Annotated in this window: 14 protein-coding genes; 6 read left to right on the top strand and 8 right to left on the bottom strand. The window is 43.4% G+C overall.

All coding sequences use genetic code 11. The features are described from left to right. Window positions 1–71 precede the first annotated feature (71 nt). The gene (locus MNR06_RS14130; protein ID WP_243537009.1) at window positions 72–1475 is read right to left on the bottom strand and encodes a sigma-54-dependent transcriptional regulator; all 1404 of its coding nucleotides are present in this window, start codon (window positions 1473–1475) and stop codon (window positions 72–74) included. Between the two features lie 361 nt (window positions 1476–1836). Here MNR06_RS14130 and MNR06_RS14135 point away from each other — a divergent pair, with 361 nt between their 5' ends. Together MNR06_RS14135 and MNR06_RS14140 are read left to right on the top strand one after the other, a co-directional pair. Then, window positions 1837–2487, top strand: coding sequence for an RsmD family RNA methyltransferase (locus MNR06_RS14135; RefSeq protein ID WP_243537010.1), 651 nt, complete (start codon window positions 1837–1839; stop codon window positions 2485–2487). Between the two features lie 375 nt (window positions 2488–2862). Then, a complete protein-coding gene (locus tag MNR06_RS14140; RefSeq protein ID WP_243537011.1) occupies window positions 2863–3543 on the top strand; it encodes a response regulator transcription factor in 681 nt (226 codons plus the stop codon). Here the strand turns inward: MNR06_RS14140 and MNR06_RS14145 are convergent. Genes MNR06_RS14145 through MNR06_RS14160 form a run of 4 tightly spaced genes read right to left on the bottom strand, consistent with a single transcriptional unit; the run spans window position 3540 to window position 9002 of the window. After that, window positions 3540–5729, bottom strand: coding sequence for an ATP-binding protein (locus MNR06_RS14145; protein ID WP_243537012.1), 2190 nt, complete (start codon window positions 5727–5729; stop codon window positions 3540–3542). The genes MNR06_RS14140 and MNR06_RS14145 overlap by 4 nt on opposite strands. A 58-nt stretch (window positions 5730–5787) precedes the next feature. Then, window positions 5788–7641, bottom strand: coding sequence for a PAS domain-containing sensor histidine kinase (locus MNR06_RS14150; RefSeq protein WP_243537013.1), 1854 nt, complete (start codon window positions 7639–7641; stop codon window positions 5788–5790). Then, the gene (locus MNR06_RS14155) at window positions 7629–8312 is read right to left on the bottom strand and encodes an HAD family hydrolase (RefSeq protein ID WP_243537014.1); all 684 of its coding nucleotides are present in this window, start codon (window positions 8310–8312) and stop codon (window positions 7629–7631) included. The genes MNR06_RS14150 and MNR06_RS14155 overlap by 13 nt, the downstream gene beginning before the upstream one ends. Beyond that, on the bottom strand, window positions 8313–9002 hold the full coding sequence (locus MNR06_RS14160; RefSeq protein WP_243537015.1) for a DUF2817 domain-containing protein: 690 nt from the start codon (window positions 9000–9002) through the stop codon (window positions 8313–8315). It lies immediately after the preceding gene. Window positions 9003–9059: 57 nt separating this feature from the next. Between MNR06_RS14160 and glmU the strand changes: the two genes are divergently transcribed. Both glmU and glmS read left to right on the top strand, forming a co-directional pair. Next, window positions 9060–10466, top strand: a complete 1407-nt coding sequence (gene glmU, locus MNR06_RS14165) for a bifunctional UDP-N-acetylglucosamine diphosphorylase/glucosamine-1-phosphate N-acetyltransferase GlmU (RefSeq protein ID WP_243537016.1) — start codon at window positions 9060–9062, stop codon at window positions 10464–10466. 8 nt (window positions 10467–10474) lie between these two features. Beyond that, window positions 10475–12358, top strand: a complete 1884-nt coding sequence (gene glmS, locus MNR06_RS14170) for a glutamine--fructose-6-phosphate transaminase (isomerizing) (RefSeq protein WP_243537017.1) — start codon at window positions 10475–10477, stop codon at window positions 12356–12358. Between the two features lie 139 nt (window positions 12359–12497). On the opposite strand, the gene mltF is transcribed toward glmS, so the two are convergent. Beyond that, on the bottom strand, window positions 12498–13880 hold the full coding sequence (gene mltF, locus MNR06_RS14175) for a membrane-bound lytic murein transglycosylase MltF (protein WP_243537018.1): 1383 nt from the start codon (window positions 13878–13880) through the stop codon (window positions 12498–12500). Window positions 13881–14176: 296 nt separating this feature from the next. Between mltF and MNR06_RS14180 the strand changes: the two genes are divergently transcribed. Beyond that, entirely contained in the window at window positions 14177–14794 is a 618-nt protein-coding gene (locus MNR06_RS14180; protein ID WP_243537019.1) for a thymidine kinase, read from the top strand. On the opposite strand, the gene trmFO is transcribed toward MNR06_RS14180, so the two are convergent. Further along, a complete protein-coding gene (trmFO, locus tag MNR06_RS14185; protein ID WP_407933183.1) occupies window positions 14791–16230 on the bottom strand; it encodes a methylenetetrahydrofolate--tRNA-(uracil(54)-C(5))-methyltransferase (FADH(2)-oxidizing) TrmFO in 1440 nt (479 codons plus the stop codon). The two genes, MNR06_RS14180 and trmFO, sit on opposite strands and share 4 nt — an antisense overlap. Between trmFO and MNR06_RS14190 the strand changes: the two genes are divergently transcribed. Continuing rightward, entirely contained in the window at window positions 16146–16541 is a 396-nt protein-coding gene (locus tag MNR06_RS14190) for a DUF721 domain-containing protein (RefSeq protein WP_407933184.1), read from the top strand. The two genes, trmFO and MNR06_RS14190, sit on opposite strands and share 85 nt — an antisense overlap. On the opposite strand, the gene MNR06_RS14195 is transcribed toward MNR06_RS14190, so the two are convergent. Beyond that, window positions 16538–17347: a class II glutamine amidotransferase gene (locus MNR06_RS14195; protein ID WP_243537022.1), complete on the bottom strand. Its 810-nt coding sequence runs from the start codon at window positions 17345–17347 to the stop codon at window positions 16538–16540. The genes MNR06_RS14190 and MNR06_RS14195 overlap by 4 nt on opposite strands. Window positions 17348–17355 lie beyond the last annotated feature (8 nt).

The following is a 17355-nucleotide window of genomic DNA, read 5'->3' on the forward strand; positions in this document are numbered from 1 at the left end:
AGGCACATTTAATCCTTAAAAAGAAATATTAAGTCATTAAAAATCCCCACCAAGCAGTGGGGATTTTCTTTTTAAGAAGGAGTAATCTCATTCGGAGGAGTAAGACCTTTCTTCTTAATCTTCTCCACCAGCGTGGTCCGATTCAATCGCAACAACGCCGCGGCTTGGTTGCGATTCCAGCCGGTTTTTTCAAGAGCCTTCAAGATCAAAGCGTTTTCGTAAGCATCGACAGCAGAGTTAAAGTCCATTCCCTGATCGGGAATTTCTAATCCCGTGCTTTCAGCAGAAGCGGTTTTTCCTGACTTGTACTTCACAGGTAAATCAGACACATCAATCTGACCTTGCCCTTTAAGAATCGTCATGCGTTCTACTAAGTTTTCAAGCTCGCGGATATTTCCCGGCCACGGGTAATTCACCAAACACTCTAATGCGTCAGCGGTAATTCCAGTTAAGCCACGGCCTTTGCTTTTATTGAAGATTTCCATGAAGTGATTTAACAACAATGGAATATCAGTCTTACGTTCGCGCAAAGCGGGAACTGTTAACGGAATCACGTTTAAACGATAGAAAAGATCTTCGCGGAAACGGCCTTCTTCCACAGCTTCTTCTAAATTGATATTTGTCGCTGCAATCACACGTACATTCACGTTTACAGTTTTTGTTGAACCCACAGGCTCAAAACTGCGCTCCTGCAAAGCACGTAGTAGTTTTACTTGTAAAGAAGGTTCAAGGTCACCGATTTCATCTAAAAAGATCGTTCCACCGTCAGCCATTTCAAAACGGCCGACGCGATTGGCGATAGCACCCGTAAAAGCCCCTTTGATGTGACCGAAAAGTTCACTTTCTAAAAGCTCTGCAGGGATTGCACCGCAGTTGATTGGAATAAAAGGACCTTGCGCGCGTGGGGAGTTATAGTGAATCGCGCGGGCGATAAGTTCCTTACCGGTTCCAGATTCACCAGTCACAAGAACTGTAGAATCAGAATCAGCGACTCTTTCAATTAAACGCAATACGTTTTGAATTTGTTCACTGTTTCCAATGATTTGATCAAACTTGTATTTCTTATTCAGTTCAGAACGAAGCTGTTGGTTTTCTTGTTGCAGCTTTTTATGGGTCAAAGCTTTTTCAATCAAGCTCATTAGCTCTTCTAAATTAAAAGGCTTAGTGACAAAGTGAAAGGCACCTTTTTGGGTCGCACGAATCGCTGATTCAATTGTCGCGTGACCAGTAAGAATAATAACTTCCGTTGCGGGGCTTAGTGACTTTAAATAAGTCATAAACTCAATGCCATCGCCATCGGGAAGATTCAGGTCAACAATTGCAAGATCAACGGGAGTTTCGCCTTGGCACAAAATCTTTGCTTCATCGATTTTGGTGGCGGTGATGACGTTCAAACCTTTGCGATCAAGAACTCTAAAAAGAGCGGTGCGGAGTGATGATTCGTCATCTAATATAAGGACTCGCTGGCTTCGCATGAACCTTCCTTCCATGGTGGGTTCGTTAGTTAGATTTAGGATAGAGTGATTTTGACGGTACTGTCAAAAAATCCGCGCCTGGTAAGGCTTTCAGGACCATAAAACTGGACGCCAACGGGAAATTTTTGCCATAAAAAAGCCAAACTAGACCCTAAAATCTCGAGGATTTTTTCGCAAAAAAATGCACGGAAAAATTAACCGGAATTCGCTAACTACATAAGAACACTATAAGAACTTCTCTACGCCCAAAGAAATTTGTCGAAGACTTAAGCACCCTCTGTCGAAGAGCCCAAAAAATCCCGAATCCTTTTCGAACTTCATGAAGATGGACAGCACGGATTTTGAATACTAGAAAGAAGGAATGTCATCCATCAATCCTCATTTCACTTTTCAATATTCCCAGCCCGAGGATTATCATTTTTCCCACGACTCGGTTTTTTTAGCGCGACAAGTTTTTGAACTCGTGCAAAACCACAATCTTAAAGACACGCGCGCTTTGGATCTGTGTTCCGGCTGCGGGATTATTGGTTTAGATTTTCTATATCATTGTAAGCAAAACAAAATCCCTGTCCCTGCACAGTTTGATTTTCTTGAAGTTCAGGATATCTATAAAAATCATTTCGAAACCAATGTGCAGAGCTTGGGAACAGTCAGCACCCGTATCCACTTCCTAAATCATAACTATACAGAATTGCTAAAATCAGAGTCTCATAGACGCTACGATCTAGTTTTATGCAATCCCCCGTATTTCCGCGCAGGGCAAGGCAAATTGTCCCCCTCCGATTTTAAAAATCGTTGTCGCTTTTACTTAGATTCCGATTTTAAATCGCTGCTGCTTGCCTTGCAGAACGTTTTATCAGATCAGGGTAAGGCCTATATCCTTTTAAGAGATCTTTCAGATCACGGCTGGAATGCATTTGCAGAGGCTCAAGAAATTTTAGATCAGTCGATAACTTTAAAAAAAGTTTTTGAAATCCGTGGAACTGACGTGGTCTGCCTAAGTAGAAAATGAAATCAAGAAATGCCAAAAAAACAAAGGGAATCCAGTGGGGATTCCCTTTGCAGAGCTTATTTGAGGACAGAGCAAGGGACAGTATTAGACTATGAAAGCCTCCTGTTAAAAGCGTTTAAAAAACACTTACACAAACAACAAATCCAGTGTCAGGAACCGGGGCCGGTTTCACACCTAGACCCCTTTATCAGATCATTTCAAAAATATATTCCAGTGGTTCCGAGTACTTTGTTTCAACGATCTGATCACCTGATAGAATAATTATCGGCCCTAACAGTCAGGCAAATATAAAGGAACTGTGTTTCTTTCAACATAATGCTGTATCACTACGAGATTCTGTTGCTAAACTATTTAAGATTGAAACGGAACATCTCTATGGCGCGAATACTTTTAGTTGAAGACAACGTGACAAATCAAATCCTCGTCAAAGAAACTTTGGCGCACCACCAGCTTGTCATAGCCGACACTTTGCAAGCAGCCACTGAATATTTAAAAACTGCCGTGGATCTTGTATTATTGGACGTGCATCTGCCAGATGGAAATGGCTTTGATTTCTTTTTAAAAGTACAAAAGCAGTTGCCCGACACTCCGGTCATCTTTTTAACTTCAAAATCAGAAACGGCAGATAAAGTTGTCGGTTATACTTTAGGGGCCGATGACTATATCACAAAACCTTTTGAGCCTTTAGAATTCCGCGTGCGCGTGGATTCACGCTTAAAGAAGCTTAATAAGGATTCTTCCCAGCGTTTACACCGCATAGAAAATATGGTGCTAAACCTGGATTTACAAAAAGTCACTGTAGAATCACCGAGCGGCCCTTGTGAGCTTGAGCTGACTTCTTTTGAATTCAAATTGCTTTTGTACCTAGCTAAGAACAAGAATATTTTATTAACCCGCGACCAATTAATGGAAAATGTATGGGGCGGGAACTTAAACGTTCAAGATCGCGCCATCGACACGCATATGTCAAAGCTAAGAAAAAAATTAGATGGCACTTATTGGACGATCAAATCCGTTTACGGTTCAGGCTACCGATTAACCCAAAAAAACGATTAAACAGTTTCAATCATCCCAGCGCGATTTAAGTGCAGGGATGCAAGCTTAAACTCTGCACGCAATTGCAGGTAAAGGTAAGGAAGCTCTTCGGCGTTTTTATTGTGGGCCGCCTCTTCGAGGCGACCGCAAGCCTGTGCCATACGGCGCAAACCTGCATTGTTACAAGTCGACTTTAAGTGATGAACTAGCGATACGGAATCAGCAAAAAGATTGTTTTGAACTTTAGATTCTAAATCCTGCAGAACCGTCGGGGCTTCTTTATTCCACTGCGCCACGATTTGTTTCATCATATTTTCAGCTTGGGATTCGCTAATCTGTTTTAGGCGTTCTAGCGCCTTAGGATCGATCACTTGAGGATCTGAGAAATCAATTCTGCGTGACCAAAGGCTTAATTTTTCATCCAATTCAGCCATCGTAAGCGGCTTAGATAAATAATCACACATTCCCGCGAACAAGCAGTTTTCCTTATCACCTTTCACGGCATTAGCAGTCACAGCGATGATTGGCGAAGAGTTCCACCATAAGCCTTTAGCTAAAGTGATATTTCGTGCAGCTTGATAACCATCCACTTCCGGCATATGACAATCCATAAGGATGACGTCATAGTCTTCGGCCGCGGCAGCTTCCATAGCTAACTTGCCATTTCCTACAATCTTAAACTGATGTTTCAAACGCGTTAGCATGACCTTAATAACTTCTTGATTGGTTAGGTTATCTTCAGCCACCAGAATATTTAACGGCGCATAGGAAGAAACAAATTCGGTTTGCGCCACTTCTTTATTGGGAATCGCATTAATGGCTTCAAGTGGGACGGTGACTGTAAAGGTACTTCCTTGCCCCTCAGCACTTTCCACTTTGATTTCGCCCTTCATAAGATCAATAAGCTGTTTGGTAATCGAAAGTCCAAGGCCAGTGCCGCCGTATTTTCTGGTGGTACTGCTGTCGCCTTGTTCAAACGGCGAAAAGATTTTTTCTTGGACTTCAGGGCTCATTCCTAAGCCTTCATCTTTAACTTGAATCATTAATAAAGTTTTAGAGTTTTCAAGGCGTTCAGAGCTGACATTGATATACACTTTGCCTTGAGAGCTAAACTTAATCGCATTTCCGACAAGATTAATAATGATTTGACGAAGACGTAAGGTGTCAGCAGAAAAAGCCACCGGGGTTTGCGCTGAAACGTTGGCTTCTAAAGTAAGGCCTTTGGCTTTTGCTGAATAGTCTAAACTGTCGGTAACTTCTTTAATGATCTTGCGAATATCTAAATAGACTTGTTCAAGTTCTAGCTTTCCTGATTCAATTTTAGAAAGGTCTAAGATCCCGTTGATTAATGATAGTAAGGAAATCGCTGAATCTCGGATCACATTTATTTTTGTTTTTACATCACCTTCGATTTTTTGCGACAGTAAAACTTCAGTCATACCCAGAATACCATTCATGGGCGTACGGATTTCATGGCTCATATTAGCAAGGAAATTTGACTTAAGGCGGGAAGCCTCAATAGCCTTATCCTTTGCTTCTCTTAGCTCTTCTTCAACTTGGCCGCGCCGATTAGATTCCATGTCCGTTAATAGAAATGCCAAGACAATTAGGACAAAGCTCAGACCGCTTCCTAGCATCAGCCAACCTTGATTCCTTGACGAAGCCACGTTTGCCTGGTCCTTGGTTGCGTGCAACTTTTTACCTTTAATGCTTTTTAGATTATCTATACGCAGACGGATTTCATCCATCAGGTCCTTACCCCTAGCACTTTGAATGCTTTTTTGGGCTAAGACATACTTTTTTTGATCTACAAACTCGATCACTTCGGTCGTGAATTTAAGTTTTTGATCTATTAGCGGCAAAAGATTTTTGTAGTTTGGGTTTTCTAAAAACTCGGCAGAAGCCAAGCCTTTAAGTTCTTCCAGTTTAGGACCAATAACGACTAAAGATCTGTGATAGGGCTCAAGAAAATTTTTCTGCTGAGTGATCACATAACCACGCTGCCCAGTTTCCACATCCACCAAAAGTGTCGCCACTTCATCCAAGGTCATCAGAATTTTTTCAATATGTTGTTGCTGAACTAACAATCTTTTATGGGTGTTCATCGTGGATAGATTCACCACGAAAATAGACAAGGTCGCAATTAAACCCGCAGCAAAAACACTGAATGTAAAAGCCTTAGTATACTTAATTTCAGAAAAAGCCATTTTTTAAGAATAAAGAACAGCCTGTGGTTTCGCAACTTCGCCAGGTCTCGACTAAAATCTATTTTTCAAGGGCAGAAAAGGTAACGAGCGCTAAATTTTCTTGAGCATCACTTAATGAAAACTCTAAGACCGCTTCATGGTCACGAAGAATTTGCGCGGCCACCGAAACACCTAAGCCTAAAGGAGAGGTCGGATTTTTTTCAGGCGTCCCGTTGTCTTTAATAAGAATCTGCCCAAGACCATCTTTAACGGCCACTTCAATATCAAGCAGGGCCCTAAAGCCTTTTACATGACGAATACGATCGGTCAGGCGATCAATCGAGTTTTGCAAAACATTTTTCAAAGCTTGCGCTAATAAGTTTAAATGGCCAATCGTCGAAATTTCTTCGCCAGGAAAGTGCAACTTCACTTCAATACCCTGGGACTTCGTTTGAAGTTCCACGATTTTTAAAGCACGCAAGCAGACTTCCTTAAGACTGACAACACCTTCTTGATCAGCATTAGGATTACGAGTGAAGCCTAAAAGATTTTGCACGATTTCTTTACAGCGTTGAACGCCGGCTTCCATCTCGACGATGTCTGGATAAAGAGGATTGTCGGGCTTCATATCCATTTTAATCAACTGAGTGAAAGACAGAATACCACCTAATGGATTATTTAGTTCATGGGCAATACTTGAACCAATAGTCCCAAGCTCTGCCATTTTTGCAGATTCAACGATCTGTCTTTCCATTTTTAACTGTTGAGTGATGTCATGATAAAGATTCACGAACACCGGTGGCTTTTCTGGATCTAAAAGCAAACTTTGACTATAAACTTCATAACTTCGCGGCGCCGCCGTGTTCTGCGATTGCACGCGGAAGTTCGTCCCGCGTTGGCAACCAGGACAAGGTTCTTCACGGTTATACAAAACTTGAAAACACTTTCTAGATGTGTGCTCGCGATCCTGTTCTTGCAGTCGTTCGTCTAAAGCTTTATTCGACTGAATAATATCGTAGTTGGTATCAATCAAGACGACGGGATCCGACATCGCATTAAAGGTCGCTTCCCATTGTTCTTTTAAATCTTCAGACTCTTTTAGTTTTTGAATACGGTCCATGGCTAAGGCCACAGCTTCAGCCACGCGATTTAAAAAATCACTTTCATCACGTGTAAAAGGGTGATCAGGGGCACGCAAAAAGAAAATCGATCCCACTTTTTCGTGATGCCTGAACAAAGGCACTTGCAACTGAGTAAAATCCAGCTGCGTTTGCACTTGGCGGGCAAACAACTCATCTTGGGGATGATAGAAAAGGCGAATCCACGAAGTTTGCACGGTCGCAGCCATGGATTCATTTAAAAGCTGTTCAATTTCAATAACAGAACTTGCCTGATGCACAGCCATTAAGGCGCGTTTAAAACCTTCAATGCGGGAATTTGTAAGAAATAATTTACGACGTGCCTCAGTTAAGAAACGAGTTCTTTTCTGTACACGTTCTTCAAGCTCAATCTGAATTCTTTTAAGCTGCCCAGTTTGTTCGCGAATCAAGAAAGCTAAGTTTTCATCTTGCTTACGCTGATTGGCTTCTTCCAAAGCTGAAAACAAATGGCTTTCAAGCTGCGCATCTTGAAAACTCGACATCACTCTGAAAAAAGAAAACTCTTCGTGCAACAAAGCTAGCTGGGTCGCCGAAAAATCTTCAGGCACCACAGCTATGAACTGGGTCGATGGCGAGTTTCTTTTAATCTCGTGATAAAATTCTGGAAACTTTTTTCCTAAAATTAAAGTGATAGATAAAGCCACCACATCGTAGGTGGAATCATGGATCCAATGCCAAGCCTGCGATAAGTCCGTGGCAATATGCGCACCTAGCTCTTGCAGGCGCGAATCCCAAGGACCAATAAGTAAAAAGCTGGCTTTTAAAGTCCGCATTTAGGAATTAATTCCTCGTGATTATAAATCGTAAAGTCAGGGTGGTCTTCAGGATACAAAGGCTTTTCGCCCACATGTTCGCCATAGGCAAAATAGCAAGTGTCAGCACCAACACGTTTTCCATCGCGAATTTCGCTTGAAAGACGATTGCCAATGCTTAAAAGCTCGTGGGGGTAGTGGCTAGCAATACGCACGATATCGCGGAAGGCGATGTCTTTTTTTTCTCCGATAAAGCCATTTAAAATATAAATTTTTTTAAAATGTTTTTCGATTTTAAGCGCTTTGATTTTTCGAACCTGGGATTCATATGATCCCATGGTGACTAAAAACAAATTATAATTCGCAGAAAGTTTTTCTAAATTTTCTAAAGCCTTTGGCAGCAAAGGCAGCTGTTCTGGAACTTCAGGATTGTAAAATTCATGAAGAGCATCGTGAATCGCGCGGCCGGGTTGATTGGTTCCATAGTGATTAGCAATTTGCGTGAAGATCTCGGTGTGTGAATAATCCGACGCCAATGATTGGCGCATATCCAAGCACTCTTGCAAAGTGCAACGCACTCCCGCTTCAATCATTTTTTCACAAGCTCTTTGCGCCGCTCGGGGCACAAGCAAGCCGGATGTGTCTAATAATGTGTCATCCAAATCAAAGGCGATGGATTTATATTTTGCCATTCACTTAACCTTAACCAAAAGTTCAAGTCCCTGTTTGAAATGGGGCCATACCAAATTCAAATCAATATTTTCTTGTTCTTCAATACAGATCACCGGGATTTTATGCTCTAGCCAGCCGTACTGACCAAGGCTGCCCGGGGTGGGATAGCCGATATCTTCGCGGCACTCATAGCCCGTTCCGGTAGCAAGTGTTTCAGCCGCTTCTTTACCGGGTGCGCCTGTATAAACAACGCAAGGCTCCCACGAATGAAAGTGTACTATGATCTGTGGCTTTTCGTCCTCAATCAGTTTTACTAAGGCTTGAACTTCGACTTCGCTTCCGGGCGAAGGGCCGGGATAATAGCGTGGAGCCTTAGCTTCCGAGCTCCAGTCACGACAAGGAAAGTTGCGGTTCAGATCAACACCATTGCCGTTTGTGCGTTGTTTTTTCGAATATCCATCAGGATTGATACAGGGAATTAAAATCCAAGGACGAATTTTCTCAGGTTCTTCGGTCTCTTGTTGAAGCAGCCAAGCCAAAAACTCCTCGGCTAAGCGGACTCCTTCGGGTTCATCCCCATGGACACCACCGATAAATAACAAAGGAGCTTCATTATAGCCTTCTAAACTGTGTGATTTTTTATACAGCTCAATCGGCGTCCCCAGAGTGGTTTTTGCCCAAGAAGTTTGGTGAAATATTTTTCCTTGCATGTGATAATTAAGCCTGTTTTTTTCTAGGAAGAAAAGCTTTTAAAAGGAAGATCTGGAATGTCTGTAAATACAGAAAAGTTAACGGTCATCGCACTAGCGGCTGGTAAAGGGACTCGTATGAAATCACCTTTGCCAAAAGTTCTTCACCCCGTAGCAGGTCGCCCTATGATTGAAAAAGTCATTCAAGCCTCTAAGGGTGCTGGCGCTGCGGAAGTTCGCGTGATCGTAGGTCATGGTCAAAATCTTGTTCGCCAAGTTGTAGAACCCATGGGCGTTGCTTGTTACGTACAAGATGAACAATTGGGAACTGCCCACGCGGTTAAATGCGCGAAACCTGAAACCATCGAAGGTGATGTTGTTATCATGAATGGTGATCATCCCTTGATTGAAGCATCTGACATCAAAGAATTCTTGCGCATCTTCCGTGATGAAAAGTGTGATCTTGCGGTGGTGACTGCAAACGTAAAAAATCCAGGGGAGTTCGGGCGTATTGTTAGAAACCGTGGTGACCTAGTTGCTATTGTTGAAGCGAAAGACGCTTCTGCTGATACTTTGAAAATCAAAGAAATCAATACCGGCATCTATGTTGTGAAAGCTTCTATTTTAGCGAAGTATCTTCCATTGATTAAGAACAACAATTCTAAAAAAGAATTCTATATCACGGATTTGATTTCTCTGTGCATCGCTGACAAATGCAAAGTTCAACCGATCATCTCAACGCCGAAAGTGGCTGTGGGTGTGAATAATCAGGCCGAACTTGCAAAAGCGACACGTCTTTTGTTTAAACGCAAGGCTATGCGTTTAATGGAAGAAGGTGTTTTGATGATCGACCCACGTTCTGCCTATGTGGAAGAAAGTGTGGAGATTGGCGCTGGCACTGTGGTTTACCCGAATGTCTTTATTCGTGGTCGCTCTAAAATCGGTTCTTTCACAGTGATTGAATCAAATTCATTTATTTCGGATTCAGAAGTAGGTGACAGTGTGCAAATCCGCGCTGGCAGCTATTTAGAAAGCTCTCGCTTGCATAACAAGGTTTCTGTAGGACCCTATGCACGCCTTCGTCCAGAGACGGAAATCTTTGAAGAGGCCCACGTCGGCAACTTCGTAGAAATGAAGAAAGTAAAATTTGGTAAAAAATCAAAAGCAGGACACTTAACGTACTTGGGTGATGCTGAGGTCGGCGAAGAAGTGAACATTGGTTGCGGAACTATAACTTGCAACTATGCTGCGGACAGAAAGAAATATAAAACGAAGATCGGTAATCGCGTCTTTGTCGGCAGTGACACTCAGTTTGTGGCGCCGATTGAAGTGGGCGATGATGCAATCATCGGTTCTGGATCGACCATCACAAAAAGCGTTCCTGCAAAGGCCCTGGCAGTGGCCCGTGGTAAACAGTTTATAAAAGAAAACTACGCCCCAAAAGCTGTCGAAGTAGAAACTGAAACTGAAGAAGTTAAAAAATAGGTGAATATATGTGCGGAATCGTAGGTTACTTAGGTCCACAAAATCCTAAAGACATTATTATCAGCGGTCTAAAAAAACTTGAATACCGCGGTTATGACAGCGCCGGTGTTGCGATTTTAGATAATGGCAAAACTAAACGCGTGCGCGCTCAAGGGAAATTAAAAGCTCTTGAAGAAAAACTGGTCAATGAAAAATTCGATGGTCACATCGGTATCGGTCACACTCGTTGGGCGACCCACGGTAAGCCGTCAGAACGTAATGCCCATCCTCACCAAGTTCGCGGCATCAACCTAGTTCATAACGGTATCATCGAAAACTACCTTGATATCCGTGAAGAGCTATTGGCTCAAGGTGCAGAAATCACTTCTGACACTGACTCTGAGTTGGTGGCGCACTTGATCGCTAACGAAGTGGAAGTAACAAAAGACCTTTTCAAAGCGGTTGAAAAAACGTTGAACAAACTTCGTGGTGCGTTTTCTATCCTTGTGATGTGGGAACAAGAACCAGATCGTTTGGTTGCATTCAAAGACGGTCCACCTCTAGTTGTGGGTCTTGGCGAAAAAGAAGTTTTCGTAGCTAGCGACGTGCAAGCTCTTATCCAGTACACGAAGAAATTCGTTTACCTTGAAGACCGCGAAGTGGCTTCCATCCGTGGTGCTGACGTTCAGTTCTTTTCTGCTAACGGTTTTCCAATTCAGAAAAAAGTTGTGGAGCTTAACTGGAATCCAGAAATGGTTGAAAAGCAGGGCTACACTCACTACATGCTTAAAGAAATTTACGAACAACCGCGTGCCGTAGCGGCAGCGATTGAGCCTCACGTAAATCCGGAGTTCTTTAGCGTTGCCTTAAAAAATATCGGCTTTGGTCAGTCAGTGCAAAAGTTAGAAGAACTTGATAGCAAAGCGGATTGGGAAAAAACCAAAGAAGTTTTAAAAAACATCGATCGCGTATTTATCATCGCTTGCGGAACTTCAAACTACGCAGGAATGGTTGGTAAATATTTGATCGAACAACTTGCAAAAGTTCCTGTTGAAGTGGATATCGCAAGTGAATTCCGTTACCGCAACCCAGTGATCCCACCAAAAAGCTTGGTGATGACGATTTCTCAAAGCGGTGAGACAGCGGATACTTTAGCTGCGATTCGTATGGCTAAAGAAATGGGCGCAACAACTCTAAGCATCTGTAACGTGCGCAATTCTACCATCGATCGTGAGGCTGATGGACACTTGTACATGAACTCAGGTCCAGAGATCGGTGTAGCTTCAACAAAAGCATTCACTAGCACCATGGCGGTTCTAAATTGTTTCGCTATCGGTTTTGCGCGTCTGCGTGGAACAATGGATGAAGCAACAGAAAAAGAATTAGTTAAATCTCTTTTAGCAGTTCCATCCCAAATGGAAGGTGTCCTTGCTTACGATAAATACTTTGAAGAAGCAGCATCGAAGCTAAAACTTTTCCGCGGCTTCTTGTACATGGGTCGTGGTTCAAGCTTCCCAATCGCAATGGAAGGCGCTTTGAAATTAAAAGAGCTAGCTTACATGCACGCCGAAGGCTACGCAGCCGGCGAAATGAAGCACGGTCCTTTGGCGTTGATCGATGAGCGCATGGCAATCGTCATGGTGGCTCCAACAGATCACCTATATGAAAAAACCATCAGTAACTTGGAAGAAGCCCGCGCCCGCGGCGGTAAAGTGATCTCAATTGGTACTGGCGATAATGAAAAACTTCGCGCGATCAGTGAGCACTACTTGGCAATTCCGAAAGCGCACTGGACAACGAATTCAATTCTGACAGTGATCCCATTGCAGTTGATGTCTTACCATCTTGCATGCAACCTAGGTTACGACGTGGATCAGCCAAGAAATTTGGCGAAGTCAGTAACGGTAGAATAATCGGTTGATGAAAAGGGCCCGTCTGACTTCGTTGTCGGGCCCTTCGCTTCTCTCCGACGTACCTTATCAGGTACGCCTCCGTTTCGCGAAAAACCCTCCGCCTCGCATACGAACCCTTTTGATCAACCTTAGTTCAGGTTTACCCGGATGTGATCATCAGATTATAAAAGGATTTTACGCGCTCTACGAATTCGACTGTTTCGTAGCCTCTGGCAGGACCATATTCAAGTTGGTCGGCGTATTCTGGATCAGCTAGCAAAGGTAAAACTTCGCGAAGGTGTTTCCAGCTATTAGGATTTCTTCCCATTTTCACTGCAAGCTTTTGGGCATCTTTTAAGTGGGCAGATCCTACGTTGTAAGCTGCTAATGCCAAGGCCAGGCGATCTTTTGAATTTAGATAAGACGGGGTTCTATCCAGTAACGAGCGAAGGTATTTGCTTCCACCCCAAATACTCTGTTCTGGATCATTGCGATCTTCGATACCCACATGAAGCGCCGTATCTTCAGTTAATTGCATCAATCCACGAACGCCAGTGAAGCTAACGGCATCAGCATTCCAGTGGGATTCTTGATAAGCCACAGAAGCGATCAATTGCCACGGAAGCCCATGTTCTTCAGCGGCATCCATGAACGCATCTTTATAATCAGGCAAAGTCGAACGGATTTTTTTAAAGAACTGTTGGATGTCACGCTTATCTAACTCACTTAAGTAAGTCTTATAGCGGTCAAGTACGCGGATGATCTCATCTTCACGGGAAGCTTTTTGATACCACGATTGCACTAATAATAAGAGGTCTTGGCTTTCTGGCGTAAACAACCAGCTCATTGAGAAGGCTTCAGTTAATACCGTGATCTTTTCAATTTGCGACTGATAACGGGCATAGAAGTCTCCGCTATAGTTTTCAAGGATCACGCAGTCTTGTTTCTTTTGGTTCACTAAAGCAAATAGATCCGGAGTTTTAGCACTTTCGATCACTTGAATGAAAATGCTAGGGGACAATTGCGACAATCTTTGTGAAAGCCCCTGGAAGTTATCTTTATTAAGGATCGCGACCCTTTTGCCTTCTAGGTCTTTGATATTCTGAACTTGGGATTTCTTATGACAGTAAAGGCTAAGGTAAGATTCGTCATAGGCCGGGCTTGCCAAAAAGCCGCTTTTATTCTGCGGAGTTTTTAAGCGGGCCGCCGCGATATCGCCTTCCCCTTTAGAGAGGGCCCGCAAAACTGAGTCTTCATCAGGAAGAACCACGAACTTTACTTTAAGGTCATAGTAACCGGCAAAAGCTTCGATCAGGTCGTGGTCGATTCCGTAAGCTTCGTTCTTCTTTTTGGACTGACTATATATAAGAGGATCTTGGGTTGTAAGAACCAGCAGCTCACCTTTGGCTTTAACCTTGGCAAGACTTGCTTGTTCATCCCAGTAAATGGCGTCGCACCCATTCATTGCGATGGTCGTGATTCCCAAAAGTACGATTAAGGCACCTTGGGTTAATTTCTGTCGAAATCTTAAAATCATTCCCATATATATGGCCTTGGTATCTGATGGCGCGATGCAGGCGCAAGCTTAATGAACCCCCGAACACCTTAAGAATATGAAAAACAGCTACTTTTACAGGCAAACTGCGTCCCAGGTGGTAAAATCTACAGCATGCCGTTGGACTTACAGTATGGCGTTACGTCCCCAAATTTGTCTCGAATTTCTGACGCAAGCTCTCTGGTTTTTGCTTTCAATCAATCCAAAAAATCGCACCGTTGCGTTGATTGACACGAAATCCATCTTCACAGATCGTGTACGTCCACAGTCACTGGAGGGGTTTAGTGTCTGAGTTTTCGTATGTTGTTCCTAGAGGGTGGATCGAAGTTGTTGTCGGTTCTATGTTTAGTGGAAAGACCGAAGAGTTGATCCGTCGTTTGCGTCGTGCCGAATTCGCACGCCTGCAAATCCAAGTTTTTAAACCTATCATCGATAAAAGATATAACGAGATGGCAGTCACATCCCACGATTTGACAACCATCGACTCTTTGCCAATCCATGATGCTGAAGAGATCTGGAATCACTTAAAACCAGGAACGAAAGTTGTTGGGATTGATGAAGGCCAATTCTTTTCACAAAACCTAGTTCAAGTTGTGCAAGACTTGGCTGATCGTGGAATCCGCGTGATCATCGCGGGGCTGGATACTGATTGGCAGGGGAAACCCTTTGAACCAATGCCGACTTTGATGGCCATTGCTGAAAGTGTTACTAAGCAACACGCAGTGTGTGTGGTGTGCGGGGCGCAAGCTAGTCGCACCCAAAGAACATCTGGCGGCGACGGCCAGGTTCTAGTGGGAACCCACGATGCCTATGAGGCTCGTTGCCGTCAGCACTTTAAACCAGAAGTTGATAAACCAACTGAAGACTGGAAACTAAAACGCGAAGAAGTTTTCTCGGTCTAAGCGTTCCAGTTTTCAAATTCAGTTCTAGCTAAAGAGATTTGCTTTTGTTTGCGGATCTCTTTATCGCGCTCTTTTTCTGCTAGCGGTGGCATCAAACCAAAATTGATATTTGTCGGTTGGAAGTGTTCAGCCCGGGTTTCATCCGTGATGGCTTCTAACAAAGAACCCATGGCACTGACTCTTGGCGGGGGAGTGAACACGCGGTCAGAAAGTTTTTGATGTAAGAATCGTGACACCATCAAGCCAGTGCAAGTTGATTCAAAGTAACCTTCAACACCTGTGATTTGACCTGCGAAGAACAACCAAGGATCATTCTTGCTAGAAAGATCTTTGTTAAGTCGCTTCGGAGCATTGATGAATAGATTTCTATGAATGCTTCCAAGTTTTAAAAACTCAGCGTTTTCTAAACCCGGAATCATTCTGAAAACACGCACTTGTTCGCCGTACGCCATGCGAGTTTGAAAACCCACCATGTTGTAAGCAGTACCTTCTTTATTATCTTGGCGAAGTTGAACCACGGCCCATGGGTAGCGGCCTGTTCTTGGATCATCTAAGCCGATCGGTTTCATTGGACCAAAACGAAGTGTTTGCGGGCCACGATCCACCATCACTTCAATCGGCATACAGCCTTCAAAGAAATCGGTCGTTTCAAAATGCTTAGGCTCAATCTTGCGAGCATTTTTAATTTCTTCGATGAAGCGATTGTATTCTTCTTTATTCATCGGGCAGTTATAGTAATCACCCGTGCCCTTGTCGTAACGATCCGCTTTCCAAGCAATTTCAGTGTTGATGGAATCAGCGTCAATGATCGGCGCAATCGCATCGAAGAAATAAAGGAATTCGTCGCCGAAGTGTTTGCGCATGCTTTCAGCCAACTGATCATGCGTTAATGGACCCGTCGCAATAACTGCCGGTCTTGGGATTTGATCTAATGAAGTTACAACATCGTTACGAACTTCGATGCGAGGATGATTGTGGATTTTTTCAGTGATGTAGGCAGAAAAAACCTCGCGGTCCATGCCCAATGCTTGTCCTGCTGGAACTTGTGCATGAAAAGCCGCTTCAAGGATGTGAGAGTTTAATTTTTTTGCTTCCCATTTTAATTGGCCCGGAGCTGAATGTTCGCCCATGCTACCGAAAGAATTCGAACAAACAAGTTCTGCAAATTTGTGGGTCTTATGCGCCGGAGTCATAGTCTTATCGCGCATTTCATAAAGAACAACTTGATAACCCATGTCAGCTAGCTGTAGTGCGCACTCAGAACCCGCAAGCCCTGCGCCAACGACGGTAATTTGTTTCATGGAATGATTTTGGGTGAAATTCGTCATCTTTGTGGTAGACCTTTTCAAGTATGGATTCCAATCAGAAACCCAAAGGCAAATTATCAATCGGCTCGGAAGTACTACAGAGTCTTTTTGAAAATGGCAAGTCACCATTATCCGAGCAATTTATGCGTTGGAAATTGTGGGCTAAATGGGAAGAAGTCGTGGGACCTACCATTGCAAAAAATGCGGAACCCGTAGGTTTTCAAAGGGGAGTTTTGTTCGTGTGGGTGCGAAACTCAACCTGGATGCAACAGATGATTTTTATGAAAGATCATATGCGCAACACCATCAATCAGAAATTCGAATCTAACTTTGTAAAATATATCAAGTTCACACTGGATCGCCGTGACGTCCCGTCGTCAGATAATGAGGGCTTTAAAGAAATGATTCAGAAAATCGCACCCGAAGGCGATAACGACTAGTAGTTCAGACCCCTTGGAACGCCCACCACGGTGTCGGCCGTTTTTGAAATTCCACCTTCTTCAAACAAACTTAATGTTCCCGGTTTCATGTCAGTCCAAACTTCATTGTGAGTCAAAGGACTTGTCGCAATGATCGCCACACGATCTTCACTTGTGGTCTGCGCGCTCAAATCCACCGTTACATCCTGATCTTTCAATTGCACCGTTGGGAACGGAGCTTTACGCAAAACATAAGTAAGATTCGTAGAGCAATGGGCAAACAATAAACTGCCGTTGCAAAGTAGGAAGTTAAACTTCCCATGATCGCCTGCAACTTTGGATAGTTCTGTCAGTGCTGCGAATAATTTCTCTGTGCCAGGAAATACACTGCCAAATTGTTTTCTTAACTCCTGCATAATCCAGCAAAACACGAACTCACTGTCGGTGTTGCCTACAGGTAAGTAGCTGCCATCAAGTTCTGGATTAAAATCTACAAGTGTCCCGTTATGGGCAAAGATCCAATATCGGCCCCACAGTTCACGCATAAAAGGATGAGTATTTTCTAACGATACCTTTCCTTGAGTCGCTTTACGAATATGCGCCACAACATTTTTAGATTTGATTGGATAGCTTCGAACAAGTTCAGCGACTTTAGAATGGGCAGAAGGAGCGGTATCTAGAAATTGGCGAACACCGCGATCTTCAAAAAATGCAATACCCCAACCGTCATTATGGGAATCCGTCAACCCACCGCGAGCTTGGAAACCCGTGAACGAAAAACAAATATCAGTAGGAGTATTGCAATTCATCGCAAGAAGCTGACACATAAAGATTC

Origin of the sequence: Bdellovibrio reynosensis, assembly GCF_022814725.1 — a bacterium.
Classification (GTDB): Bacteria; Bdellovibrionota; Bdellovibrionia; order Bdellovibrionales; family Bdellovibrionaceae; genus Bdellovibrio; species Bdellovibrio reynosensis.